Here is a 25,117-nt window from a genome sequence, read left to right as displayed (position 1 = left end):
GGTGCCCTCGCATCATGTCAATCTGTGGACTGGGTCAGTAGCGGTCGACTTTGGGCATGTCGACACCGTCGGTGGAGCCGAGGGTGTATTCGAAGGCCTTCTTCCAGTCGCCGTCGTCCATGCCCTTCTCCAGAGCATCGTTGACCGCGTCCCGCAGAGCCTTGTCGCCCTTGGGCAGGCCGACACCATAGGGCTCCTCGGTGAAGGGCTTGCCGACGACCTTGAACTCGCCCTCATACTGCTTGGCGTAGCCACGCAGGATCGCATCGTCGGTGGTCACCGCGTCGACGGATCCCGACTGCAGGTCGGTCACGCACTTCGAATAGGCATCGTAGGTGACGAGCTCGGCCTTCTTGTACTTCTCCTTGATGTTCTGCGCCGGCGTCGAACCGTCGACGGAACAGACCTTCTTGCCCGCCAGGTCATCGGGTCCGGCGATATCGGAGTCCTCGGCCACGAGGAGGTCCTGGCCGGCCACGTAGTAGGGCCCGGCGAAGTCGACGACCTTCTTGCGTTCGTCGTTGATCGTATAGGTCGCGACGACCATATCGACGTTGCCCTGCTGCAGGAACGGCTCACGGTTGGCCGAAACGGTCTCCGTGTACTTGATCTGGTCCGGCTTGAAGCCGAGCTGTGCGGCGACCATCTTCGCGATCTCGATATCGAAGCCCTCGGGCGTCTTCGATCCGGCTGAGACGTTGCCGAGCCCCGGCTGATCATACTTCACGCCGATGGTGATCTCGCCGGCGTCCTTCGCAGCCTTCCACGTCTTCGAGTCGGCGATGTCCGCGCTGTCGTTGACCTTGTATTCGGGTGCTTCGGCCTGGGCGCCATCGCCCTCGGCCGGAGCATCCGGGGTTCCGCCCTGGCCGCAGCCGCTGAGCGCCAACATGCCGATGGCCACCGAGGCGACCGCGAGTCTGAGCTTCTTCATTGTCTCTCCTTGTGAGTGAGGTGGTGCGGTGGTTTCAGTTCGTCAGGATCTTCGACAGGAAGTCCTTGGCCCGCCCGCTCTGCGGATTGGTGAAGAACTCCTCGGGCTCGGCGACTTCGACGATCTCCCCGTCGGCCATGAACACGACGCGGTGTGCCGCTTTGCGGGCGAAGCCCATCTCGTGGGTGACCACGACCATCGTCATGCCCTCCTCGGCGAGCCCGACCATGACGTCGAGGACTTCGTTGATCATCTCCGGGTCGAGCGCCGAGGTGGGCTCGTCGAAGAGCATCACCTTCGGTTTCATCGCCAGCGATCGAGCGATCGCGACGCGCTGCTGCTGTCCGCCGGACAGCTGTGCGGGATATTTGTCTGCCTGGTGCGCGACTCCGACGCGTTCGAGCAGGGCCATGGCCTGCTTGTCCGCTTCGGATTTCGACAGCTTCCTCACCTTGATCGGTCCGAGGGTGACGTTTTCGAGGATCGTCTTGTGGGCGAACAGGTTGAACGCCTGGAAGACCATGCCGACGTCGGAGCGCAGCTGGGCCAGTGCCGCACCTTCAGCTGGCAGCTCCTTGCCGTCGATGGTGATGCTGCCCGAGGTGATCGTCTCGAGACGGTTGATCGTCCGGCACAGGGTCGATTTGCCCGAGCCCGACGGGCCGATGACGACGACGACCTCGCGTTCGGCGATGTCGAGGTTGACATTCTTCAATGCGTGGAAATCGCCGTAGTGCTTTTCGACGTTCGTCAGCGACACCAATGGCTGTGATTCAGCTCTCATGAACAATGATCCTAGTGAATTCGAGCACACAAGAGAAACTCATGCCCGGTCGGGTTCGAACTGCAACCGACTTGTGATCTCAGGCTCGATCCGAATGCAGTTCGGTTCCGGATCGCGGCCGGGCCTCAGACGGCGGCGTGTGCGATCTTCTCGCCCTCTTCGCGCAGTTCGATCTTGCGGATCTTTCCCGACACCGTCATGGGGAAGGACTCCCGGACCTCGACGTAGCGGGGGATCTTGAAGTGGGCGAGCTTGCCGGAGCAGAACTCACGCACCTCCTCGGCGCTCAGGGATTCGAAGCCGTCCTTGAGGATCACCCAGGCCATGAGCTCCTCCCCGTACTTCTCGTCGGAGACTCCGACGACCTGGACGTCGCGGATGGCCGGGTGGTGGTAGAGGAACTCTTCGATCTCCCGCGGATAGACGTTCTCGCCGCCGCGGATGACCATGTCCTTGATGCGACCGGAGATGTCGACGTAGCCGTCCTCGTCCATGATCGCGAGGTCGCCGGTGTGGATCCACCGCGCTGCGTCGATCGTCTCCGCCGTCTTGTCGGGCTGCTCCCAGTATCCGAGCATGACTGCGTAGCCGCGGGTGCAGAATTCGCCCTTCTGCCCGCGCGGGAGAGTCTGTCCGGTGACCGGGTCGGCGATCTTGATCTCGAGATGGGGCATCACGCGACCCACCGTCTGGGTGCGCTTCTCCAGGGAGTCGTCGACGCGGGTCATCATCGACACGGGTGCCGTTTCGGTCATGCCGTAGCAGATGGCGACCTCCGACATGTTCATATCGTCGATGACCCTGCGCATCGTGTTCACCGGGCACGGGGACCCGGCCATGACGCCGGTGCGCAGGCTCGAGAAATCGAATTCGGAGAACTGCGGGTGTTCGAGTTCGGCGATGAACATCGTCGGCACACCATAGAGGGAGGTGGCCTTCTCCTCGGTGACGGCGGTCATCGTCTCCAGCGGGTCGAATCCGGGTGAGGGCAGCACGATCGCCGCTCCGTGGCTGAGCGCGGCGAGGTTGCCGATGACCATGCCGAAGCAGTGGTAGTAGGGCACGGGCACGACGACGGTGTCAGCAGTGGTGTATGAGAGCGTCTCGCCGATGAAGAATCCGTTGTTGAGGATGTTGTGGTGGCTGAGCGTCACGCCTTTGGGGAATCCGGTGGTGCCTGAGGTGTATTGGATGTTGATCGGCTCATCGGCCGACAGGTCGTCCATCACCTGCTGCAGGCGAACGCCGTATTTCGCGCCCGAGTCGGCAAGCAGCTGCCTGCCGTGTCCGATGAGGCGGGCGAAGGACTGACGTTCGCCGATGTTCGCGCCGCCGATGAGGTCCTCGGGGACGGTGTCGAGGAATACCAGGTCGAGTGCCGGGACCTTCGCAGCCACCTCGGTGCCGATGGCGTGGAAATCCGAATGCGGGGGTGCCACGACCTGCGAGATGAGCAGCGTCATCCCGGACTGCTTGGCCACGTATTCGAGTTCGTGGCTGCGGTAGGCGGGGTTGACGTTGACGAGGATGGCGCCCATCTTCGCGGTCGCGTACTGGACGAGGGCCCATTCGGCAACGTTCTGCGCCCAGATCCCGACTCGGTCGCCCTTCTTCACGCCGCGTTCGAGCAGTCCCACAGCCAGTGCATCGGTGTCGGCGTCGAACTCCGCGTACGTCCACCGCCGGTTCGATTTCCGGTCGACGAGTGCCAAGGCATCGGGGTTCGCGGTCGCGATGCGTTTGAAGTGCTCTCCGATGGTGATCCCGAGCAGGGGTTCGGTGGAGATACCGGAGGAATAGGACAGTTCGGCCACGGCGCTGTGCTCCTTGAAATGTCAGTGGTTCAATGTGACTGATTGCACACTATGCCGTCGCGGTCCATCATGCAAAAGCTCCGCAGAAAGTCCTCCCCTGCTCCGGCTTGCCCTGGATCGACGTGCCCTACCTTGGCCGACAGTTCCACCGCTCCGTCTTCGACGAGCAGGAGCTCATCGGCCAGCGCGCTGACGTCGTCGATGTCATGAGTGATGAGCAGTGCGCTGCGATCGGCCAGGAGTTCGGCAAGCACCTGGCGGGTCTCGACGCGCACATCGACGTCGAGTGCGGCAAGGGGCTCGTCGAGCAGAAGCAGCCGCGGATCGACGAGGAGGGCGCGGGCCAGAGCGATGCGTGCGGCCTGGCCGCCCGAGACCGCGTCGGGTCGCCGTTGCGCACAGTGACCGACGCCGAGGCGGTCGAGCATGTCCTGCGCCCGTTCCCGGGCCGGACCGCGGGCCATGCCGTGAGCGCGCAGACCGTAGCTCGCGTTGTCGATGACGCTCAGGTGCGGAAACAGCAGCGGGTTCTGCGCCAGATGGATGATGCCGCGGTCGTGGATGGCCGGCCAGTGCCCGGCGTCGAGGTCGAAGATCGCATCGTCACCGATGCGCAGGTGTCCGGAGTCGGGGCGCAGCGCTCCGGTGAGGATGTGGAACAGGCTCGATTTGCCGGCACCGTTGCGCCCGATGATCGCTGTCGTCGCCCCGGCGGGGACGGTGAAGTCGAGAGCGATTCCCCGCTCGGCAAGTTCCACCGCGGTGCTCAGACGCCCTCCGGACGGTGGACCGGATGTGATCGGAGCACCCTGTGCCCGGTCATGGCGCGGTGGCGGGGTGGCCGCCTCGGCGAGGGTGGACTTCACCGTCCGGGGTGTCGGGCGGAGGCGAGGGGCGTGCGGGGATCGGTAGGCCAGGACGATGATGACCACGGCGATGACGATGAGCAGCAGGGACAGGCCGATGGCGGCCTGCGGATCCGATTCGCGGACGAGGTAGATCTGCAGGGGCATCGTGCGGGTGACGCCGGAGAGGGATCCGGCGAAGGTCAGGGTGGCACCGAATTCGCCGAGGGAGCGAGCGAAGCAGAGGACGGCGCCGGTGGTGATGCCGTTGCGCAGGAGCGGCAGCGTGACCGTGAAGAACACGCGGTCGGGTTTCGCCCCGAGTTCGGCGGCGGTGAGCTCGAAGCGACGCCCCAGAGCCGTGGTTGCGGTCTCGACCGACATGACCATGAACGGCAGCGAGACGAAGATCTGGGCCATGATCACCGCCGAGGTGGTGTAGGCCAGGCTCAGTCCGAGATCTTCCGCAGCGCCGCCGAGCACGGCCGAGCGCCCCCAGGTGTAGAGCAGTGCCAAACCGCTGACCACCGGTGGAAGCACGAGCGGCAGCAGGATGAGGGTGCGCACGATCCGCTGTCCCCGGAAGTCCTTGGTCGCGAGCAGGTAGCCCAGCGGGAACCCGAGGGCGACGCTGACCAGGGCCGAGATCACCGAGGTCAGCAGGGACAGCTGCATCGCGAGCCGGGATTCCTCGGCGCGGATGACGTCGAGGAGGCCCTGCGGGTCGATGCGGGAGACCATCCCGATGATGGGCAGGAGGAGGAAGACGATCCCGACGGCGGCGGGAATCCACAGCCAGCCGGGAATCGTCGAGACCCCTCCCCCTCTGCGTCCTGCGGCCACTCTGCGTCCTGCGGCCATATCAGGCGGCGGCGAACCCGGCGTCGCGCAGCAGCTTCTGGGCGGTATCGGACCCGAGGAACTCGACGAACGCGTCGGCCTGCTCCTGATTCTCGCTGGCCTTGACGGTCGCGGCGGGGTACTTGTTGACGACCTTGTCGGCGCCGTCGAGGTCGACCTGCTCGACCTTGCCGTCAGCGCGCGCGATATCGGTGACGTAGACGATGCCGGCGTCGGCCTGCCCGGCGCTGACCTTGCCGAGGACGTCGGTCACGGAGTTCTCTTCGCTGACTGGATCGAGCGTCACATCATTGGCACCGGCCCACTTCTCGGTGGCCGCACCGCAGGGAACTTGGGGCGCGCACACGACGAGATCGCTGTCGGCGAAGTCCTTCGAACTCTCGATCGCCGTCGGATTGCCCTCGGCTACGGCCAGCGTCAGCGTGTTCGAGGCGAACATCGTCGGCTCTGCGGCGAGCAGATCGTCGCCGTTCAAGGTGTCCATGGTCTTCTCGTCGGCGGTGGCGATGACGTCGGCGGGCGCGCCTTCGGAGATCTGCGCGACGAGGTCGGACGATCCCGCGAAGGAGAATTTCACCTCGGGTGCATCCGGCTCGCCCTTCGCGAATTCGTCGGCGATGTCTTCGAACACCTCCGTCAGCGAGGCGGCGGCGAACACCGTGATCTCTTTGGGCGCGTCCGATTCGGACTGCGAATCGGCGCCGGAGGAACACGCGGACAGGGTCAGGGCAGCGACGATGCTGAGCCCGATAAGGGTTTTCTTCATCCCCCTATTGAAGCCGCATTTGCGGGTTCATGTCGACTCGGACGACGCTTTTGAGATTCTGCGGCGCACTCACGCGCGTGAACTCGGCTGCCGCTCCCCTGCCTCGGCGCGGTTCAGTCGCCGGGGACAGTGTCGATCGAGACCATCGTCGCCTTCACCGAGGCGGTGGCGAGGCTGCCCGGCTGCAGGTCGAGTTCGCGGCACGCTTCGGCCGACATCAGCGAGACCACGCGGAAGGGCCCGCACTGCATGCTCACCTGGGCCATGACTCCGTCGACGTCGACGTCAGTGACGAGACCGGCGAATCGGTTCCGCGAGGAGCTCATGACGCCGCTGGGGTCGGCGAGTGAGGCCGCGGACGACTGCGCGAGTTCGGCGAGTTCCCTGCCCTCGACGACGGCACGATTCGAGGAGTCCTTGAGCGAGGTGAGCCGCCCGTCGGCGACCCACCGGCGCACCGTGTCGTCGCTGACGCCGAGGAAGCGTGCGGCCTCGCTGATGCGCAGCTGAGTCATTCGAGGGCTCCCACCCATTCGTCGCTGCCGTCGGCGAAGTGCTGGTGCTTCCAGATCGCCACTCGCGCTTTGACCTCGTCGATGAGTTCGGAACAGGCGAGGAACGAGTCCTTCCGGTGGGCCGAGGCCACGACGGCGGCCAGGGCCACGTCTCCGATGGTGAGGTCGCCGACCCGGTGGACGACGGAGAGGCGGACCTCGGGGTGGCGGGCGGCGATGTCGGCGGCCACCTCGGCGATCTGTTCGGCCGCGAGGGGGTGGGCCTCATAGTGCAGGGAATTCACGCCGCGACCCTCGTCGTGGTCGCGGATGACGCCGGAGAAACTCACGACTGCGCCGCAGGTGTCGGTGAGGACTTCGGGTTCGAGGGCCGCTGTGGAGATCTCGGTGTCGACGACTCCGGTGGTGATGACCGTGCCGGTGGCGCTCATGCTCCTCGTGTCCAATCTCCGCTCCTTCCGCCTGACTTCTCGATGACCTTGATATCGCCGATCACGGCCTGATTGTCCACGGCCTTGATCATGTCGAAGATCGTCAGCGCCGCGGTGGTCACGGCCGTCAGAGCCTCCATCTCGACTCCGGTCTTCGACACCGTCTTCACTGCGGCGGTGATGGTCACACGATCGTCGCCGAGTGCGATTTCGACGTCGATTCCGGTCAGCGGCAGCGGATGGCACAGGGGGATGAGGTCGCTGGTGCGCTTCGCCCCCATCACTGCGGCGATGCGCGCCACGGGCAGGGCGTCTCCCTTGGGCAGTCCCGCCTCGGCGATCATGTCGATGACGTCGCTGCGGGTCGTGATGGTTCCGGTGGCCACCGCCCGGCGTTTGGTCACGTCTTTGTCGCCGACGTCGACCATCTGGGCGGTTCCGGATTCGTCGACGTGCGAGAGCTTCATGCGATCTTCCACGTCATCAGCCTATCCCCCGCGGGTGAGAACGGGTTGTCCGGTCCGGGTTCGTCGGGTGAGACGAACACGAGGTGGGTCGCTTCGGCGTAGCTGTGGAGCAGGTGGGAACGGGAATCGCCGACGAATTCGAGTCCTGCCTCGGTGAGCCGGGCACGGCGGACCTGGAGCTTCCCGGCCGGCGGGGTCTCATCGAACCCGTGGGCCAGGCGGTGGTGGGCGACCTCGCGGGGCGCTGCGTCGCCTGCCAGGCCGAGCAGCGCGGGACGGATGAACAGTTCGAAGCTGATGAGGGTGCTCACCGGGTTGCCGGGCAGCGCGATCCAGGCGTGGTCTGCCAGACGCCCGCATCCCTGTGGTCCGCCGGGCTGCATGGCGATGGGTTCGAAGACCATCGCGGATTCGGCATCGAGTTCGGCTGCGAGCTTGACGACTTCGTGAGCGCCTTTGGAGATCCCGCCGGTGGAGATGACGAGCTGTGCGTCGCTGCCGCGCACTCGGTCGAGCAGCGCCTGCGGTTCATCGGGGACGAAGGCAGCATCGACTTCGACGCCGAGGCGGCGCAGCCCGGCTGAGAGCGTCACTGAGTTCGCGTCGTTGATTCCGGCGGCCGCCTCGGCGGCGATTTCGTCCCCGGTGCTTACGATGAGCACTCGTGGCAGCGAGAGGACCGGCAGCGTGCGGATTCCGCAGGCGGCGGCCACGCCGAGGTGGGCGGGAGTGAGCATGGTGCCCGCGGTGAGCACGGTCTGCCCGGTGCGCACATCGCTGCCGCGCCTGCGGACGAAGCGTCCGGGTTCCGGCGGCGGGCCATCGGTCGGCTGGGCGATCGTGATGGCTTCGGCGCCGAAGGACCCGGGTGAAGTGTCTTCGATCTTGATCACGGTGTCGGTGCCTTCGGGAAGGGGTGCACCGGTCATGATCTCGACGGCGGTGCCGGCAGCGACGCGGTCGCCTCGAGCACCTGCAGCGACCCGCCCGCGGACGGGAATCGGCCCAAGCCGGCCCGACTCGGCACCGGAGACGTCAGCGGCGGAGGCCAGAATCGCGGCGTTCAGGGTCTCAGCGGATGCGGCGTATCCGTCCATGCTCGAATTGTCGAAGCCGGGGACATCGATCGGTGAGCTCACATCCGCGACGAGCCTGCGCGGGGCGTCGAGCAGTGCGTGCAGCGGCAGCTCCTGCGTCCCGGTGAGTGGAGCGATGGTCTCGAATACCCGCTCACGATGCATCTTCGCTGTAGTCATGGGACGATGATATCGACACGCTCTCAAGGAGGATGACGAAATGGAGAAGATCGGTCTGCCGATGCCGGTGCTGAGAACTCCGACTGTCGACCCAGGTGCGGAATTCACCGGCCACAACGAGGATGCGCTGCTCGACACCTTCGATCGTCGCGCCACCGACATGCGCATCTCACTCACCGATTTCTGCAATCTGCGCTGCACGTACTGTATGCCGGCCGAAGGCGTCGAATTCATGTCTCGTGATTCCGCAATGTCGCGGGACGAGATCGTTCGGTTCGTGCGCATCGGGGTCGAGAAGTTCGGGGTGGACCAGGTCCGGTTCACCGGCGGTGAACCCCTGACCCGCAAGGACATCAACGAGATCATCGCCGGGGTCGCCGCCCTCGAACCGCGCCCGAACATCGCGCTGACGACGAACGCGATCGGCCTCGACAAACGAGCGGCCGGGCTCAAGGCCGCCGGGCTGGATCGCATCAACGTCTCGCTCGACACGATCGATCCGGAGACCTTCGAGACGATGACCCGGCGCCCATTCCTCAAACGCGTGCTGGCAGGCATCGACGGGGCGAAGGCCGCCGGCCTCGAGCCGGTGAAGATCAACGCTGTGCTCCTGCCGGGGGTCAACGATGCCCAGGCACCCGATCTGCTGCAGTGGTGCCTCGAGCAGGGGCTGAGCCTGAGGTTCATCGAACAGATGCCCTTGGACGCCGGTCACTCGTGGGAACGGACGTCGATGATCACCGCCGCCGACATCTTCGCCCTCCTCGAACCCAGGTTCGTGCTCACCCCGGATTCGGCGCCGCGAAACGGCGCCCCGGCCGAGAAGTTCCTCGTCGCAACCCGAGACGATCCGGACACGGTGCTGGGCACCGTCGGCATCATCGCCTCGGTGACCCGGCCCTTCTGCGCCGACTGCACGCGCACCCGTCTGACCGCGGAGGGACGTGTGCGCACGTGCCTATTCTCCCGCACCGAGGTCGATCTGCTGTCCGCGATGCGCGGTGGTGCCGACGATGAGTCGATCGCGAATCTGTGGAAGGGCGCGCATTGGAAGAAACTCGCCGGACACGGAATGGACACGGATTCGTTCGAGCAGCCCCAACGTCCCATGAGCGCCATCGGAGGATAAGTGCCCACCATCACCGTGCGGTTCTTCGCCGCAGCCCGCGAGGCCTTCGGCGCCCGCGAATCCCAGATCCGTGCCGGATCCGTCGACGAACTCGTCACGACCCTCGCCGAGGCGGCCGATCCGCAGGCTGCGACCGTGCTGTCGCGTTCGAGCTTCCTCGTCAATTCCGTGGCAGCGACCGATCGGTCCGTGAGCTTGAGCGAGGGAGACACCGTCGACGTGCTCCCTCCCTTCGCCGGGGGCTGAGGACCACTCCGCTCAGCGCTGCGGCTGTCGCCGGGGGCCGTGCCTCATAGACGGCCGATCGGCACCGTTCAGCGCTGCCGGCCGGCAGGCTGGGCACTTCCTGCAGCGGGTTGGGCTCCTGCAGCGGGTTGGGCCAGATAGGCGAGATAGCCGCCGCTGACCGATGTCACAGTCAGTCCCTGTGAGCGCAGCTGAGCGACGGCCTTGGCCGAACGCATCCCTGACCGGCAGTACAGAGCCACGTCTCGTGCTCGAGCCGTCGAGGCCTCATTGCCGCCGTCGGCTGCGCCTGCGCCCGGCAGCAGGTCCGGGTCGGCGAGCAGTGCGTCCATCGGAATGTGGATCGCACCGGGCACCATTCCCGCCGTGACTTCGTCATCGTCGCGGATATCGACGAGCACCGTACCCGGGGTCAGCTCGTGCCAGCCGCGGGAGGCCGGTTCCGACGTGTCCGCGGTCGGTTCCAGATCGAGGCTGTGCTGCGCATAGTCGCTGCGATGCGCGTGCAGATCGGTGACCGGTCGCCGACCGGGGATCGCTGAGACCGGCACTGTCTCCCAGCTGGCATCGAGGCTGCTGTGGACGGCCACCGCATTGTAAAGCGCCGTGCCGATCCCCGTGAGGACCTTGATCGCCTCCATCGCCATGGCCGATCCGAGGCTGCCGCACAGGGGTCCGAGGACTCCGGCCACGGAGCAGTCCGGCACGCTGCCCGGGGCCGGAACCTCAGGGTAGAGGTCGCGCAGGGTGGCGCCGCGACGGGCGTCGAAGACGGCGACCTGACCGTCGAAGCCGAGGATCGTTCCCCACACGAGCGGGATGCCCAGGATCTCGCAGGCGTCGTTGGCCAGGTATCGGGTGGCGAAGTTGTCGCTGCCGTCGATGACGAGATCGACGCCGGTCAACAGGTCCAGAGCGTTGTCCGGGGTGAGCAGGACAGGGTGGGTGCGGACGTCGATCGATGAGTTGATTCCGCTCATCCGCTCTCTGGCGGATTCGATCTTGCGGGTGCCGACGGCCGCCTCGGTGTGGATGATCTGGCGGTGCAGATTGCTCAGTTCGACGATATCGGGGTCGATGACGGAGATCGTGCCGATGCCGACGGCGGCGAGATAGCTGAGCACGGGCGCACCGAGGCCACCGGCGCCGATGACGAGGACATGCGCATCGAGCAGTCTCGTCTGGGCGGCTTCACCGAACCCGGACAGACGGATCTGGCGGGCATAGCGTGCCCGGGCGGCAGGGTCGAGGCGAGGTTCGGACATGCTCACCATCCTAGGACCCCTGGCCCTGCCCGTCATGCGGCCAGACGATTACCGCGAGGCCGGCCGTGTATCCGTTGGTCACGGGATTCTCCGCAGTCCCGATCAGCATTCGAGGTAGTCGATGACGGAACCCGGGCTCAGCCGTCCCGTGCCGCGAGGAATCCGGATGATCGCCTCGGCCGCTGCGAAGTTCGGCAGGCGGGCCCGATCTGCGGCCCGGATCTCACCGGTGTCCGTGAACGCACCAGGTCGAAGCGTGACCGCCTTCGGGTGGTGAGCGAGTTCGGGGCCGGCGAAGAGTCCCTTCTTCCACCGAGTGCGCAGCACCTGGCCGTTCATCAGTGACCGGGCGAAGAGATGGAACCCGATGAAGGCTCCCTGCGGGGTGCCCGGCAGGTGCAGCAGCGGCAGATCACCGAAACGACCATGGCCCTGCGGCGCCCCGGGTCGCAGCCCCAAGCGCAGAAACCTCGAGTGCTCCCCGTCCAAGGTCTGACGCACGACTTCGAAGGCGCCGGCGCTGATCCCTCCCGTGGTGATGACGAGATCCGCTACACGGCGCATCTCGCCGAGGATGCCACGCAGCTCCCCCGAATCGTCGCTGCACGTCGCTTCGATGACGTCGGACCCTTCAGCGGCGATCATGGAGGCGAGCATCGGCAGGTTCGAATTGAGGATGAGCGGTCCGGCCGCCTCGGTGCCGGTGGTGCGCAGTTCGTCCCCGGTGACGATCACCCCGATGCGCGGGGCACGGTCGACGGCGATCTCATCGATGCCGAGCATGGCCAGGGTGCCGACACCGGCCGCGCTCAGCCGGGAGCCGGCGGCGATGACGACATCGCCGGCCGTGATGTCCTCGCCCACCGCGCGGATGTTCCATCCCTTCGCGACCTCCTCGGGGAGGGAGGAGACGCGGATCGAGCGCGGAGGACCTCCGGTGGCCTGGGCATTGGTAAATTCGACGGGAACGACCGCCTCGGTGCCGGTGGGAATCGGGGCTCCGGTCATCACTCGCACGGCTGTGCCCGGACGCAGCGCAGGGGCGTCGTGGCCGGCGGGAACGTCACCGATGACAGGGACAGCACCACCGCCGCGCGCATCCTGCAGTGCGGCGCCGTCGAGGGCGAACCCGTCCATCGCCGAGGTGGGAAAGGCCGGGAGCGAACGCTGGGCGACGAGGTCGACGCGAAGAGTGCGTCCGATCGCCTCGCGCGCTGCGACGGTCTCTGGGTGCGCGGTTGGGGTGAGTTCGGCGATGAGCTCGGAGTAGTCCTCAGGGGTCAATGGTGTCCTTCCTTCACTGCGATCCTACGCGGCGCATTCGCTGACTTTCGGCAAGGTGGTCGCCTGCGGGACGGGCATGTTCGTCTACAGTGTGGACTGTGGACACCGAGCGCGCAGATCCCATCGATACCGCACGCCGTGGACTTCTCAGCGGGGAGGCTGCGGCGACCGCGGTGATGGCTCTCGCCGCGGTTGTGCTGTTCGGACTAGGAACGACATTTCCGCAGGTCAGGGCCTTCGGGTATCTGCCGTTGGCGGCCGGGGTCATCGTCGCGTGGTCGACGAATCGCCGCTTCGCACGCGATCACAGTGTCATCACCGGCTGCCTGGCCCTGATCTCCGCGATCTCCGTCGAAGCTGATATCTCGTGGGAGAACATCGCGCGGATGGGCGTCGTGCTCTCGGCCGTTGTCATCGGGCCGTGGCTGATCACCCGCTATGTGTTCGACGATCGCACGATCCAGTTCCCGCTGCGCCGAGGGCAGCCCTGGTCCCGGCTCGAATGGGGGTGGCTGCTGTTCGTCGTCGTGGTCGCCTGGGCGGTGCTGCCGCAGTACTTCATGCGCACCGGCGTGTACCTCAACTGGCCGCCGCTGGAGACCTGGTCGGAGATCATTCGCCTCTTCTTCGGTGTCAACGCCGTCGGCATCTGGGACGAGCTGTTCTTCATCTGCACCGTCTTTGCGCTGTTGCGCAAGCACTTCTCGTTCTGGACGGCGAACGTGTTCACCACGATCATCTTCGTCTCGTTCCTCTGGGAGCTCGGGTACCGGTCGATCGGGCCGCTGCTGACGATTCCCTTCGCGCTCGTCCAGGCGTTCATCTTCACCCGCACGAAGTCGCTGCCCTATACCGTCACTGTGCATCTGCTCTTCGACGCGCTCGTCTTCCTCACGATCGTCCACGCCCATCATCCCGAGGCGCTGCCGATCTTCATCGGCGTCTGAGCCCTCCCGCGGCCGGCTCAATCAGAGTCTGAGTCCAACCGGCTCGGGTCGCTGCAGGGTACTGATGCGGCCCTCGTGCGCCACCGCTCCCCCTCATGTATGCGTCCGACGGCGCTCCTGCATCTGCCACCGCTAGCGGCACAACCTCTCGCACCCGCTGCGTCCTCCCGTTAGTGCCACGTCCTCCCGGCAGCGCTAGGTCCTCCCTTCAGCTCGGGCATCACTCACCGCAAGCGCCACACCATCCCGCAGGACCACGTGGTTATGCCGCGGCCGGTGCGTGATGGTCCCCGGGAGCGCGAACGGCCCCTCGAACGACTGGGTTCGAGGGGCCGATCGGAAACAGAAGTGTCAGCGGATGCCGCGCAGCAGTTTGAGCATCGGCTTCGTCAGCGTCAGGGCGAGCAGACCCAGCACGACGGAGGCTCCGCCGATCGACGTCCAGTACGGCGCCTGGTTGGCGGTGTCGAAGTACCCGCCGAGGACACCGGACAGCGCCGTTCCCACACCCGAGGCGAGGAAGAAGACTGCGATCATCTGCGACTGGAACACCTTCGGTGCGACCTTCGTCGAGAACGACAGTCCCACCGGCGAGATGAGCAGCTCACCGAAGACGAACACAGCCAGGGTCAGAGCCACCCACAGCAGCGGCGTCTCATTGGTACCGGCCTCAGCGAAGGGCAAGAACATGAGGAAGCCGATGCCGATGAGCACAAGCGACAGACCGGCCTTGACCGGGGTCGAGATCTGCTTCGGACCGAGCTTCATCCACAAGGTCGCGAACAGCGGAGCGAACACGATGACGAAGAACGCCGGGATCAGCTGGATCCAGTTGATCGGCATCTCCCAACCGAAGATCGACCGGTTGAGCTGCGTATCCGAGTAGACGGTGAGCACGCCGAAGATCTGCTGGTACATCGACCAGAACACGACGACCGTGATGAAGAACGGAATGAACGCGAGAACGCGGGAGCGTTCATCGGAATCCGTCTGCGGTGATGTGTACATGACGATGAAGTAGCACGCAGCGGCGCCCGCAGAGATGCCCGCGATCCACCAGTCGAGGTTGTCCGGGTTGACGATCTTCGTCATCCACAGCAGTCCCGCGAGGAGCACGACGACGATGATGGCGACGATGAAGAGGTAGAGCTTGTTCTTCGGCAGCGGGTTGACCGCGACACGAGACTCCGGCGGCAGGCTCTTGCGGCCGCTGAGGTAGATGATGAGACCCAGCGCCATGCCGACGGCGGCGGCACCGAAGCCGTAGTGGAATCCGATGTTCTTCTGCAGCAGGCCGGTGAGCAGCGGTCCGATGAGGGCACCGATGTTCACACCCATGTAGAAGATGGTGAAGCCGGCATCCCGGCGCGGGTCCTTCTCTTCATACAGTTCGCCGACGAGCGCCGAGGCGTTCGCCTTCAGCCCTCCGGAGCCGAGTGCCACGAGGATGAGACCGATCGCCACTCCCCCGAAGCCGGGGATGAGCGCCAGGGCGATATGACCGATCATGATGATGATCGCGGAGTAGAAGAGGACCTTCTCGGCTCCGGCCAGACGGTCGGCAATCCAGGCGCCGAGGATCGTCGCGAGGAATACCGCACCGCCGTATGCGCCGACGATGCCCACAGCAGTGCCCTTTTCGAGCCCCATTCCACCGTCGGTGACGCTGAAGTAGAGGTAGAGGGCGAGGATGCCGTTCATCCCGTAGTAGGAGAAGCGCTCCCACAGTTCCAGGCTGAACAGCTGCATGAGCGGCAGAGGGTGTCCGAAGAAGCGGGTGTCGCTTCGGATGGCCTCGGTCGTCGAGGTGCTTGAAGACATTGTGTGCTTTCCGTAGTGGTGTGAGAGGCCACGATCCGTGGCGCAGTTCACGATGGACCAGCGGATATCCTACTCCTCGGTCATGCCGTGGTCACACCTGGCAATGCCTGGGACACGCCGTCCCAAAAAGCGGAAAATCGGAGTGATTCAGATCTCTTCTTCACCGTCGACGACGGCCCTGCGCGAGGACCCGGATCCCCTGCGGTGGGGCTTCTTGTCGACGATGAGATTGAGGACTCCGGCAAGGAGGACGATCGCCGAGGCGGCGACGGGCACAGCCATCGCCGTGGCGGTGCCCTGGTCCTCGGCGAGGATGCCGTTGATCGCCGAGGCGACCGACTGGCCGACGATGATCGCCGAGCCGGCCATCGACATCACTGTCGCCGACCTTCCCTGCGGCGCACGTTCGGCTGCGAGGCTGAACAGCGTGACGAGGCTCGGCCCGATCGCCGATCCCATGAGCAGCAGGGCGATGACGATGATCGGCATCGATTCCGTCGATGCCAGAACCACAGCACCGGTGACCAGGATGGGAGCGAAGCACAGCAGCCTGGCCCACAGGGCGAATGACGAGGGGAACACCGCCACGCAGATCGCAAGAACCGCCGACCCGATGCCCATGACACCGTAGATGAGTCCCGCCTCCTCCGGTCGCCCGATGTCATTGGTCAGCGCAGTCAGGGCTGTGAGGGTCGAACCGAACACCATGCCGACACCGAAGACACCGAGAACGACGACGAAGACTCCGGCCGTGAACACATCCTTCGCCGGTGCCTGCTTCGCTGCCTCTGCCGTCAGAGCGGCCGACCGACGCCTGCCCGTCGGGTGCAGGGCGAAGGCTGAGACGAAGACGAGTGTCATCACGATCGCGCCGATGATGGGAGCGACCGGGTTGAACAGTGTGGCCAGAAGGCCGACGAGGAACGGTCCGAAGACGAAGATGATCTCGTCGGCAGCCGACTCGTACGCCATGGTGCCGTTGAGCACTTTGGGTCGGCGGGGCACCGGCAGCACAGTCATGATGATGTCGACGACCCGAGAGCGGGACATGGGCGCAACCTGCGGTGAGGTCGCACCGATGGCGAACGCTGCGATGAAGACGACGAAATCGGGCAGCGGGCTGAACACGACCCAGGCCATGAACGTCAGCGCGACGCAGTTGAGGAAGCCGACGATGAGCAGGACGTAGCGCTGTCCCCACTTGTCGGCCGCGGCCCCGATGAAGGATCCGAACACTGCTGTGCCGAGACCGACCATGGCCGAGTTGATGCCGCCGAGGCTCAGCGACCCGCGGCCGGCGACGACGAGGGTGAGCACGCCGACGACGATCATCGCGAACGGCATCCGTGCGACGAACGCGATCGGGAAATAGGTGCGCCCGACTGCCGAGAACAGGGTCGGCTCAGTCGGATTCTGTGAAGGTGTCGGTGTTTCGCTGTCAGTCATACCAATCCAGTGTCTCTTCCCGGCTCTCCGGGAGTCCGTGCCGCCGTGGTGACCTGGATCAAATCACTCGGTAGATGCACCGTCGGACCGCGGACCAGTGGGTCCGACTTTCAGGCTACTGGGTTTGGTCGCCGGAATCGAGCAGTTCACTCTCCTCAGCACTTGAGCTTCGTCACCACGGCACGGACCGCTTTCCCATCCGCGACTCAGAAAGAACGCAGTTCGGTCTGACAGGATGACGCTTATGAATTTCTTCTCTCGCGTCATCGTCAACGCCTGCGCGATCTGGGTGGCGGCCTGGATTCTGCCGGGCGTGACGATCACAGGGAACCGAGTCGTCGAGGAACAGACCGGGACGATCCCGGCCATGATCATCTCCTACCTCGTCATCGGACTCATCTTCGGTCTGGCCAACGCCTTCATCAAACCGATTCTCAGCTTCGTGTCCGCTCCGATCACCTGCCTGACACTCGGACTGTTCTCGATCGTGATCAATGCGCTCATGCTGGCGCTGACGAGCTGGCTCTCCGGCTTCACGCCCTTCGAGTTCACCATCGACTCGTTCTTCTTCTCCGCGATCTTCGCCGCGATCATCGTGTCGATCATCTCAGCGCTTCTGGGGTGGCTCGTCCCGGACCGAAGCGCCGAACACGACCGGAGATGAGCAAAGCTCTCTACGCGATGTAGACTGGGGCCGAGCGTCAACCTGACCACCAGAAACATTGCCGGAGGAGACCATGTCCGATATTGCCGCCCCGAAGCGAGTCCGCAACTCTGCATCTTTTGCCGACGTGATCGTCTTCATCATCTCGTTCGCTGTCTTCGTCTTCGGCCTGTACCTCTTCGGCGCATCGTTCGCCGCACCTGCAGGCACCGAATTCTGGGTCTTCTGGGGCGGCCTGCTGGCCTCCGGCTTCGCCTTCATCATTCCGATGGTCTACCACTGGGTGCGCGACTCGCGGAAATGATCCCACAGGGACACCCGCGAAGGGGCCGTTGCGTTCTCACGCAACGGCCCCTTCGCTGTCTCGTCCCTTAGGCTGCCTGCTCACCTCGGCTGCCTCTAGGTGCGGGTGCGCACGAATTCCCCGATCGCCGAGGCGGCCGCCTCCGATCGTTCGTAGTGCACCAGGTGCCCGACGCCTCCCAACTCAACGAAGGTCGCATCGGCAAGCTCGGCGACGAACGATCGGGTAGCGCCGATAGGCGCGATCGCGTCTCGATCGCCGGCGATGACGAGCGTGGGCATCGAAAGGGATTCGGCCACCTCGGTGACGGTGTGGGATACCGAGGTCTCGTACGCTTCGGCCAGTGACGAACGGTCGGCGAACGAGGAGAAGTATCTGGCGTGCTGATCGTGGATGTACGCGCGCGTACCGGGGTCGCGCGTCGTCGCCATGACCTCGCTCATCGCCCGGACGATGATGGGGTTGGACAGCAGCGCATGCCCCGCCCGGTGTGGCAGCCGCGCCCCGAGTTCGTAATACGCCTTCGTCAGCCCGGTGAGGAATCGTGCAGATCCCTCGAGCGCCGGAGTGGTGATCGGATTGACGAGGATGAGTTCCGGGGTCGTTTCGGGGCTGTGGGCGGCCAGATGGCTGACCAGAATCGACCCGAAGGAGTGCCCGAGCACGATCGGCGGCAGCCCGAAGACTCGGGTGATCTCGATGACGAGACCCGACAGGAAGTCGATATATGAGTTCAGTCCCAGCCCGGCGTGCAATGGCGAGGTCTCGCCGAATCCGGGCAGGTCAGGGACGATGACAGTCCGGTCGCGGATCTCACCGGCGATGAGATCCATGCCGTGGTGGTCGCCGCGGAAACCGTGCACCATCAGCAGCGGGCGTGCTTGTTCGTCTCCGTCGTACACCCATGCCGCGGTTTCGTGGCCGGACACATCGAAGCTCCGACGTCGCGATGCGCGCAGCCTCAATTCGTTCGAACCGGGCTGACGGCGCGCCTGGGCACCACGACCACCGGGACGGGCAGGACTCTCAGCAGGCGTCGGGCGCGGGCGCCGATCGCTACCTTGCCGCCGCGGCCGAGACGGCTCGAGCCGATGAAAGCCACCTCTCCGGGCTGCCATTCGATTCCCTCGGCGGCCTCCTCGATGTCGGCACCGGCACGGGACTTCACAGTCGCTCGACCGGCGGCGAACATCTCTGCCGCACGCTCGGCGAGGACCGCTCCCCCGTACTGCTCGGCGAACTCGGCCACTTCGGCGACCTCGTCATCGACCAGTCCGTCGTTTTCGATGAGGGAGAGCAGCCGCAGGTCCACACCGAGGCTGCTGGCCGACTGCACTGCGGCGCCGATGAGGGACGAGGCACCGGGACGCGCGCCGAAGAGCGCGGTGACGCGGGAGATCGGACCGATGTCGGACTTCTCCGGAGGCGCCAGGACGACCGGAACGGTCGCGGAATGCAGGAGCGAGGAGGCGACGGTGCCGATCCGCAGCTGGCGCATGAGTGAGGCCGCCCGCGCCCCGATGACGATGCCGAGGGCGCCTTCGGCCTCGGCGACTTCCATGAGCCCCTTGGACTCGTTCGAAGCGATGTGGATGACGCCCTTGGCAGAGACATCGTCGGGCACGAGAGACAGGGCCTCTTCGAGCCACTCGTCGATCTGCTGGGCGACGATGCCGGCACCGTCCTGCGGAACTGCGCTGCCGGCCAGGATCGTCGAGGACTCCGGTCGCACGATGGTGACGACGAGTTCGATGTCGATGGAGCGGGCGATCGAGATGGCCAACGCGATGGCGTCGCGGCCCCGATCCGTGGCGATGTACCCGACGACCAGCCGTCGCGAGTTTGCGGTCTCTGACATTCCCAACTCCCTTTGAAGATGTGTGGTCGACAGATGCTGACGCACGTCTCATCCGATTCTACGATGCCGGGTTCTGCTCATCGAATTCTGTCGTCGATAGATCCTCGGCTAATGGCGCTGGAAAATATTCAAGAAATTAATGATCAAAAGTATCGCGCCTTGCGGATATTGTGCTAAATTCGACAGTGCAATTACGGATTCGCAGACAAACACCTTGATTGCACCCAGACCATTGTGAACGCAGACGCCGTTCACACGAGATCCACGACCAATGAGAGGAGCGCAGTTTCGATGATGATGACAAAGCATACGGGTCCCGACCTTCGAGAACCCCAGTTTGTCAATGCTGCCTGCCCGATTGGCGGACAAGGACTCGTCGGCTGACCTCAGCCGTCTATCGCGTCTTTTCCACCGGTTGGCTTCCGGCCACCGTTGTGCCCTGAGCCACCGGTAGCCTGAGATCCGGCATCATTTCCGTACGAACTGTACGCACGCCTGTCCGCTGCAGTCCAACCATTTCGGCACCTTCACGGCAAGGTTCGACCTCCGTCGATCGCCTTCACTGTGTTGATTTGGTGGTCACCCCGCGCAGATGAACGCTCGTCGCAGATGACTGTTCTGTGCTCCTGACCGCCAAGCCGCGATGGCGGCATCGCCTGCATGAGCAGATTGCGCGTTCGGTCGCAGTGCATCGGATTGCCTCACCCGGTCTTCTTCGACCGACCATTCCGAGTGCATCGTATTCATTCATGAATGGCACCGAGAGTCCAGCGGCGCTATTTCTGAATTCATTCGCTAATCGACATTCCGGGATGTTTCCTGCCCTTTTTGCGAATATCCCATTCCGAAATCACAGAGGAAGAATTGTGTCCACCGCATTTCAGTCCACCTATCCGCGCCGCTGGGCCCTGAGCACCGGAATGAAGCTCATCCGGTGGGCACGCCGCCCGGCCACGATCACAAAGACCCGCGAGCAGAAGACCGCTCGCAGAAGGGCAGCACGCCTGCAGGCTCATGCCGCAGAACAGCGGGCGCGCGAACTGCGCGAGCGCGACATCCTGCGCTACCTCAGCCAGGTCAGGCCCTTTATCTGACCATCGGTGGCTCGAGCCTGACACGCTCGAGCCACCCATCTGCCACTGTGTCGAGCGTCACCTGCACCCGATTTGGCCAGACACCCGCACCTGGGTAATATGGTTCAGGCAAGCGGGGGTATGGCGCAGTTGGTAGCGCGTCTCCATGGCATGGAGAAGGTCAGGGGTTCGAATCCCCTTACCTCCACCGCTGAAGGGCCGAGATCCGATGAGGATCTCGGCCCTTCGTCTTCCCTAACTGCTACCCGACGGGCCCCTAACACCCTGGCGCCAGGGTGCTGGGGCGCCGTCAGGTAGCAACTAGGGGGTTTCTAGGGTGAGCAGGTGACGTTTGTTGGCCTCGCCCCACGCGTAGCCTGTCATCGATCCGTCGGCTCCGATCACGCGGTGGCAGGGGACGATGATGCTGATGGGATTCTTCCCGTTCGCCGCGCCGACCGCTCTCGCCGCATTCGGCCTCCCCAGGTTCGCCGCGAGCTCCCCGTAGCCGGCAGTCCTGCCGTATGGAATCTCCGTCAGAGCCCGCCAGACCGCGCGTTGGAATTCGGTTCCCTGCGCGGCGAGCGGCACGTTGAACTCGGTGCGCTCACCAGCGAAGTACTCCCCCAGCTGTGTTGCCGTGCGGGAGAAGATTTCGAGGTCGTCGGCCGGTGTCGGGTCGACTCCGAACGCCTTGCGCAGGCGAGCTTCAATCGCCTCGGAGACTTCTAGGTAGAGGCCGGTGAGATGAACACCATCCGAGGTCAGCAGGATCGGTCCGAGCTCCGTCTCGAGCACTGTCGAATAGACCGGCGCCGAGGTTATCGGCAAGTCGAGTGGGGCGCCGACCTCAGGTGCCCGGTGAGTTTCGATGGTTGTCGTGTTCTGCTGCTGGTTCGTCTGCTGAGAAGTCATGGTGTCGCGCCCTTCTGCAAGGATAAGGATGTTGTGTGAGTCGAGTCGGTTTCGTCATGTGACATGTGTGCCCGGTCGTCTGGAGTGTCTGCCTGGTCGCCTGTGATGCGTGTCTGGTCGCCGGTCATGTCAGTGTTCCGACCTGGCATGTTCTGCCCAGAGGAGATGGGTGAGATAGGAACGCCACGGACTGCAGGCGGCCACGATGTACGACCAGTCCCCTGACGGAGTCAGGTCCGCGATGTCTGCCACTGCCTTCTTCACTCCGAGATCGGAGCCGAGGTAGACGTCCGGGTCGCCGAGGGCACGCATCCGGATATAGCCGGTGCTCCACGGCCCGATCCCCGGCAGGGCGAGCAGATCCCGGCTGGCGGCGTCCCTATCACTTCCCGCACCGAGGTCGAGGCGACCTTCGGCCAGGGCAGACGCAAGTACCTGGATTGTGCGAATCCGCGCGGATGGCAGCGACCATTCTTCGTCGGGGACTGCCGCGATCACTTCGGCCGTCGGAAACACTCGGTCGACGCCGTCGGCCTGGAGTTCTTTGGGCAGCATCTCTCCGCTTCCGGAGACCAGCCTGCCCAGATGGGTCCGTGCCGCGGCCAGCGAGATCTGCTGACCGAGAACCGTCCTCAGGGCCAGTTCGACGGGGTCGCTGTGCCCCGGTGAACGGATTCCCGAGTGCCTGTCGATGAGTGTCTCGAGCCCGGCGGTGCGAACAGTCTCGGTGATCGTTTGAGGATCGGCGTCGAGGTCGAGGATGCGCCGGGCACGCGCAACCGCGCTGCCGAGGTCGCGCGTATCGGCCAATCGCAGCCGACAGTCGACGAAGTCACCTGTCCCCTGCCTCACGGTGACCACTCCCGGCCCATGCGCCAAACGCATCGACCGGGTGTAGGCACCGTCGGCCACGGTCTCGATTCCGGGCACTGCCCGCACTGCAAGGTAGGCCAAGAGGTAGCCGAAATCGAGAGGCGGGCGATAGGCGAGCCGAAGAACCAGCTGTTCCGTGCCGGGCCGGCCGCCCCCGGCTGTGCGCAGCTGCCTGGGACTCACCGAGTACATATCTCGGAAAGTGTCGTTGAACTGGCGGATGCTGGCAAATCCCGCGGCAAAGGCGATATCGGTCATCGGCATCGCCGTGGCCTCGATGAGAGTCCTGGCCGTGCGGACACGCTCGGTGCGGGCCAGAGCGAGCGGACCGGCACCGAGTTCCTCACGCATGAGACGAGACAGCTGTCGGGAACTGTAGCCCAGCTGTGCCGCCACGGCCTCGACGCCGCCGCGGTCGATGGCACCGTCACGGATGAGGCGGACGGCGCGGGCGACGACATCCCCGCGGGCGTCCCATTCGGGAGAATTCGGACTGGCGTCCGGTCGGCATCGCTTGCAGGCGCGGAATCCCGCATCGGCAGCCGCCGCGGCGGTGACGAAGAAGTCGACGTTCTCCCTCTTCGGTGTCCGTGCCGGGCACGACGGACGGCAGAAGATCCCAGTGGTGTGCACGGCGGTGAAGAACATCCCATCAAATCGTCTGTCTCGGGACGAGACCGCCTGATAGCACTGGTCGGTTGTGAGCATGGTTCCATTCTGGGCCCAGACAGCGACGATTACTAGCGGTTTTCGGACGCGGCAGTGTTGGGGGTGAGGAGAGGCAGGACTCGGACGAGCAGGAGGAGGAAGAGCAGTTCGACGAGGGTCTGCGTGACCATCGTCGCCGGCCCGATTCCGTCGCCGGAGGCCGCACGCACAATCGGGAGCATGACGAGAGAATTCCTCGTCACTGCCGACATCACCGCCGCACGGGCCAGTCGTGCCTCCAACTTCGCGGCTCGCGATGTCGCCCATGCAACGGCGGACATGACCAGAGCGAAGAGTGCGAAGACGAGCGCTGCTGTGCCCAGCTGTGTGATCGAATCGCCGATCACCGGGGTCACCGAGGCGGCGATGACCACCAGCGTCAGAGTCATCACGGGATCCATCAGCGACGAGGATGCCTGAACGACCCGACGACAGCGCACAGAACGCGTCGACACCGCCCGCACGCTGATCGCAGCGACGAGAGGGATGACGATGAACAGCAGCAGCGCTTCCAACAGCGGGCCGACCGGCAGTTCGGAGGAGAGTTCGCCTCCGGTGACGGCCCACAGCCCCACGGGCAGGAACAGCAGCTGGGCAACCATGAGAACAGGGGTGAGGGCAAGAAGAGCTTCGAACGCACCGCCCGCGGCACGCGTGAAGACGATGACGTAGTCGATGCACGGACTCAGCAGAACGACGAGCACGGGCAGCAGCAGTGGCTGGGAGAGGTCGACGACGGTGACGAGTCCGGCCGCGACGAGGGGGACGATGAGGAAGTTCAGCCCCACTACTATCGCCAGGAAGCGGGTGTTCCCGAACGCCCTCGCCGCCGCTTCGAAGGGCAGCTCGAGGAAGGTGAGGAAGAGGAGCACGATGAGGCAGGGCGTCACCGCCCATTCCGCCGCGGAACCGAAACCGGGGACTCCTGCCCCGAGCAGCACCCCGAGGACGAGTCCGCCCACCCACCAGGCGGCCTGAATCGACGTCGACAAGCGCTCGCCGTTCAGCCGTTCTCAGGCCAGTAGTGGGAATCCGGCAGTGCGCGCTTACCGAAGATCGCCTGTCCGACCCGCACGCAGTTCGCGCCTTCTTCGATGGCGACCTCGAAGTCCCCGGACATGCCCATCGACAGCCGCCCGTGACCGATGAGCTCGGGGTCGGTCTCCAGTGCGCGGTCGCGCAGTGTGCGCAGCGTCTGGAAGCACGGACGGACGCGTTCGACATCTGAGGAGAAGATCGCCAGGGTCATCAGGCCCTGCACTTTGAGGGTTTCGAATGAACGAAGCTCCTTGAGGAATCCGACCAGCTCCTCGGGAGGCATACCGAATTTCGACTCCTCGGCAGAGGTGTTGACCTGGACATACACGTCGAGGCTGCGTCCCTCGCTCTGGAGCCGACGGTCGAGGGCACGGGCGACCTTGAGACGGTCGAGGGCCTGGAATTCCGCGGCGAACTGGGCGACGAACTTCGCCTTGTTCGACTGCAGGTGTCCGATCACCGCCCAGTCGATGTCGAGATCGGCCATCTCCTCGGACTTGCGGTGAGCCTCCTGGACCTTGTTCTCCCCGAGTTTGTGACACCCGGCCGCGACAGCGGCGCGGATGCGCTCCTGTGGCACTGTCTTGCTCACCGGCAGCAGTTCGATCTCGGACCGGTCGCGGCCTGCCCGCTCCACTGCCGCCGAGATCCGCTGTTCCACCTCGGCGATGTTGGCCCGGAAATCCTCGACGGTCACGGCCGTCGAATACTGTTCGTCATGACTGAGTCCGCTGTTGTCTTCCATACCCTCATAGTAGGCACGGCCCAACCCACAGAGCAGGCACGGTCCCAACGTGAACGTGGTCGACCGGCCCAGGGTGATATGACAGCAGAGATCCGATGATTGTGGTCACGCGGTGCGGACTGAGCAGA

General features: G+C 64.9%; 25 protein-coding genes and 1 tRNA gene. 7 read left to right on the top strand and 19 right to left on the bottom strand.

Annotation, left to right across the window (positions count from 1 at the left end; translation table 11 throughout):
- Positions 1–34: 34 nt before the first annotated feature.
- The 9 genes from L1F31_RS08885 to L1F31_RS08845 all read right to left on the bottom strand — a co-directional run bounded on the left by L1F31_RS08885 (position 35) and on the right by L1F31_RS08845 (position 8,673).
- Entirely contained in the window at positions 35–934 is a 900-nt protein-coding gene (locus L1F31_RS08885) for a glutamate ABC transporter substrate-binding protein (RefSeq protein ID WP_265420276.1), read from the bottom strand.
- Positions 935–968: 34 nt separating this feature from the next.
- On the bottom strand, positions 969–1,718 hold the full coding sequence (locus L1F31_RS08880; protein WP_413774237.1) for an amino acid ABC transporter ATP-binding protein: 750 nt from the start codon (positions 1,716–1,718) through the stop codon (positions 969–971).
- Between the two features lie 125 nt (positions 1,719–1,843).
- On the bottom strand, positions 1,844–3,532 hold the full coding sequence (locus tag L1F31_RS08875; RefSeq protein WP_265420275.1) for an AMP-binding protein: 1,689 nt from the start codon (positions 3,530–3,532) through the stop codon (positions 1,844–1,846).
- 29 nt (positions 3,533–3,561) lie between these two features.
- A complete protein-coding gene (locus L1F31_RS08870; RefSeq protein ID WP_265420274.1) occupies positions 3,562–5,220 on the bottom strand; it encodes an ABC transporter permease in 1,659 nt (552 codons plus the stop codon).
- 19 nt (positions 5,221–5,239) lie between these two features.
- Positions 5,240–6,004 carry a molybdate ABC transporter substrate-binding protein gene (gene modA, locus L1F31_RS08865; RefSeq protein WP_265420273.1) on the bottom strand — a complete coding sequence of 255 codons (765 nt, stop codon included), beginning with the start codon at positions 6,002–6,004 and terminating at the stop codon, positions 5,240–5,242.
- Between the two features lie 113 nt (positions 6,005–6,117).
- Positions 6,118–6,519 carry a TOBE domain-containing protein gene (locus L1F31_RS08860; RefSeq protein ID WP_265420272.1) on the bottom strand — a complete coding sequence of 134 codons (402 nt, stop codon included), beginning with the start codon at positions 6,517–6,519 and terminating at the stop codon, positions 6,118–6,120.
- A complete protein-coding gene (locus L1F31_RS08855) occupies positions 6,516–6,965 on the bottom strand; it encodes a molybdenum cofactor biosynthesis protein MoaE (protein ID WP_265420271.1) in 450 nt (149 codons plus the stop codon). The genes L1F31_RS08860 and L1F31_RS08855 overlap by 4 nt, the downstream gene beginning before the upstream one ends.
- On the bottom strand, positions 6,947–7,417 hold the full coding sequence (moaC, locus tag L1F31_RS08850) for a cyclic pyranopterin monophosphate synthase MoaC (protein WP_265420412.1): 471 nt from the start codon (positions 7,415–7,417) through the stop codon (positions 6,947–6,949). Before moaC ends, L1F31_RS08855 begins: the two co-directional genes overlap by 19 nt.
- The gene (locus L1F31_RS08845; protein WP_265420270.1) at positions 7,414–8,673 is read right to left on the bottom strand and encodes a molybdopterin molybdotransferase MoeA; all 1,260 of its coding nucleotides are present in this window, start codon (positions 8,671–8,673) and stop codon (positions 7,414–7,416) included. Before L1F31_RS08845 ends, moaC begins: the two co-directional genes overlap by 4 nt.
- A 40-nt stretch (positions 8,674–8,713) precedes the next feature.
- Here L1F31_RS08845 and moaA point away from each other — a divergent pair, with 40 nt between their 5' ends.
- Complete coding sequence (moaA, locus tag L1F31_RS08840) at positions 8,714–9,802, top strand: GTP 3',8-cyclase MoaA (protein ID WP_265420269.1); 1,089 nt, start codon at positions 8,714–8,716, stop codon at positions 9,800–9,802.
- Positions 9,803–10,048 (top strand): MoaD/ThiS family protein, encoded by a 246-nt coding sequence (locus L1F31_RS08835; protein ID WP_265420268.1) that lies wholly within the window; start codon positions 9,803–9,805, stop codon positions 10,046–10,048.
- Between the two features lie 68 nt (positions 10,049–10,116).
- Here the strand turns inward: L1F31_RS08835 and L1F31_RS08830 are convergent, their stop codons facing one another.
- On the bottom strand, positions 10,117–11,313 hold the full coding sequence (locus L1F31_RS08830; RefSeq protein ID WP_265420267.1) for a ThiF family adenylyltransferase: 1,197 nt from the start codon (positions 11,311–11,313) through the stop codon (positions 10,117–10,119).
- A 102-nt stretch (positions 11,314–11,415) separates the two neighbouring features.
- Positions 11,416–12,597 (bottom strand): molybdopterin molybdotransferase MoeA, encoded by a 1,182-nt coding sequence (locus L1F31_RS08825; RefSeq protein WP_265420266.1) that lies wholly within the window; start codon positions 12,595–12,597, stop codon positions 11,416–11,418.
- Between the two features lie 98 nt (positions 12,598–12,695).
- Here L1F31_RS08825 and L1F31_RS08820 point away from each other — a divergent pair, with 98 nt between their 5' ends.
- Positions 12,696–13,544, top strand: a complete 849-nt coding sequence (locus L1F31_RS08820) for a CPBP family intramembrane glutamic endopeptidase (protein WP_346732502.1) — start codon at positions 12,696–12,698, stop codon at positions 13,542–13,544.
- Between the two features lie 351 nt (positions 13,545–13,895).
- Here L1F31_RS08820 and L1F31_RS08815 read toward each other — a convergent pair whose 3' ends face one another.
- On the bottom strand, positions 13,896–15,365 hold the full coding sequence (locus L1F31_RS08815; RefSeq protein WP_265420265.1) for a peptide MFS transporter: 1,470 nt from the start codon (positions 15,363–15,365) through the stop codon (positions 13,896–13,898).
- 147 nt (positions 15,366–15,512) lie between these two features.
- Entirely contained in the window at positions 15,513–16,811 is a 1,299-nt protein-coding gene (locus tag L1F31_RS08810) for an MFS transporter (RefSeq protein ID WP_265420264.1), read from the bottom strand.
- Between the two features lie 244 nt (positions 16,812–17,055).
- Here L1F31_RS08810 and L1F31_RS08805 point away from each other — a divergent pair, with 244 nt between their 5' ends.
- Positions 17,056–17,475 (top strand): phage holin family protein, encoded by a 420-nt coding sequence (locus tag L1F31_RS08805; protein ID WP_265420263.1) that lies wholly within the window; start codon positions 17,056–17,058, stop codon positions 17,473–17,475.
- A gap of 73 nt (positions 17,476–17,548) precedes the next feature.
- Positions 17,549–17,779, top strand: a complete 231-nt coding sequence (locus L1F31_RS08800) for a hypothetical protein (RefSeq protein WP_265420262.1) — start codon at positions 17,549–17,551, stop codon at positions 17,777–17,779.
- A 95-nt stretch (positions 17,780–17,874) separates the two neighbouring features.
- Here L1F31_RS08800 and L1F31_RS08795 read toward each other — a convergent pair whose 3' ends face one another.
- Together L1F31_RS08795 and L1F31_RS08790 are read right to left on the bottom strand one after the other, a co-directional pair.
- The gene (locus tag L1F31_RS08795) at positions 17,875–18,708 is read right to left on the bottom strand and encodes an alpha/beta fold hydrolase (protein WP_265420261.1); all 834 of its coding nucleotides are present in this window, start codon (positions 18,706–18,708) and stop codon (positions 17,875–17,877) included.
- Positions 18,709–18,740: 32 nt separating this feature from the next.
- Complete coding sequence (locus L1F31_RS08790) at positions 18,741–19,637, bottom strand: universal stress protein (RefSeq protein WP_265420260.1); 897 nt, start codon at positions 19,635–19,637, stop codon at positions 18,741–18,743.
- Positions 19,638–20,503: 866 nt separating this feature from the next.
- On the opposite strand from L1F31_RS08790, the gene L1F31_RS08785 reads away from it, so the two are divergent.
- Complete coding sequence (locus tag L1F31_RS08785) at positions 20,504–20,731, top strand: hypothetical protein (protein ID WP_265420259.1); 228 nt, start codon at positions 20,504–20,506, stop codon at positions 20,729–20,731.
- A gap of 114 nt (positions 20,732–20,845) precedes the next feature.
- A tRNA-Ala gene (locus tag L1F31_RS08780) sits at positions 20,846–20,918 on the top strand.
- 113 nt (positions 20,919–21,031) lie between these two features.
- Here the strand turns inward: L1F31_RS08780 and L1F31_RS08775 are convergent.
- The 4 genes from L1F31_RS08775 to L1F31_RS08760 form a co-directional block, all read right to left on the bottom strand.
- Complete coding sequence (locus L1F31_RS08775; RefSeq protein WP_265420258.1) at positions 21,032–21,625, bottom strand: methylated-DNA--[protein]-cysteine S-methyltransferase; 594 nt, start codon at positions 21,623–21,625, stop codon at positions 21,032–21,034.
- A 129-nt stretch (positions 21,626–21,754) separates the two neighbouring features.
- Positions 21,755–23,206, bottom strand: a complete 1,452-nt coding sequence (locus L1F31_RS08770) for a DNA-3-methyladenine glycosylase 2 family protein (protein WP_265420257.1) — start codon at positions 23,204–23,206, stop codon at positions 21,755–21,757.
- Between the two features lie 32 nt (positions 23,207–23,238).
- Positions 23,239–24,198, bottom strand: a complete 960-nt coding sequence (locus L1F31_RS08765; protein WP_265420256.1) for an arsenic resistance protein — start codon at positions 24,196–24,198, stop codon at positions 23,239–23,241.
- Positions 24,199–24,209: 11 nt separating this feature from the next.
- The gene (locus L1F31_RS08760) at positions 24,210–24,989 is read right to left on the bottom strand and encodes a YggS family pyridoxal phosphate-dependent enzyme (protein WP_265420255.1); all 780 of its coding nucleotides are present in this window, start codon (positions 24,987–24,989) and stop codon (positions 24,210–24,212) included.
- Positions 24,990–25,117: the final 128 nt, after the last annotated feature.

Origin of the sequence: Brevibacterium spongiae (genome assembly GCF_026168515.1) — a bacterium.
Taxonomy (GTDB): Bacteria; Actinomycetota; Actinomycetes; order Actinomycetales; family Brevibacteriaceae; genus Brevibacterium; species Brevibacterium spongiae.
This window is presented reverse-complemented; position numbering and strand designations above follow the sequence as displayed.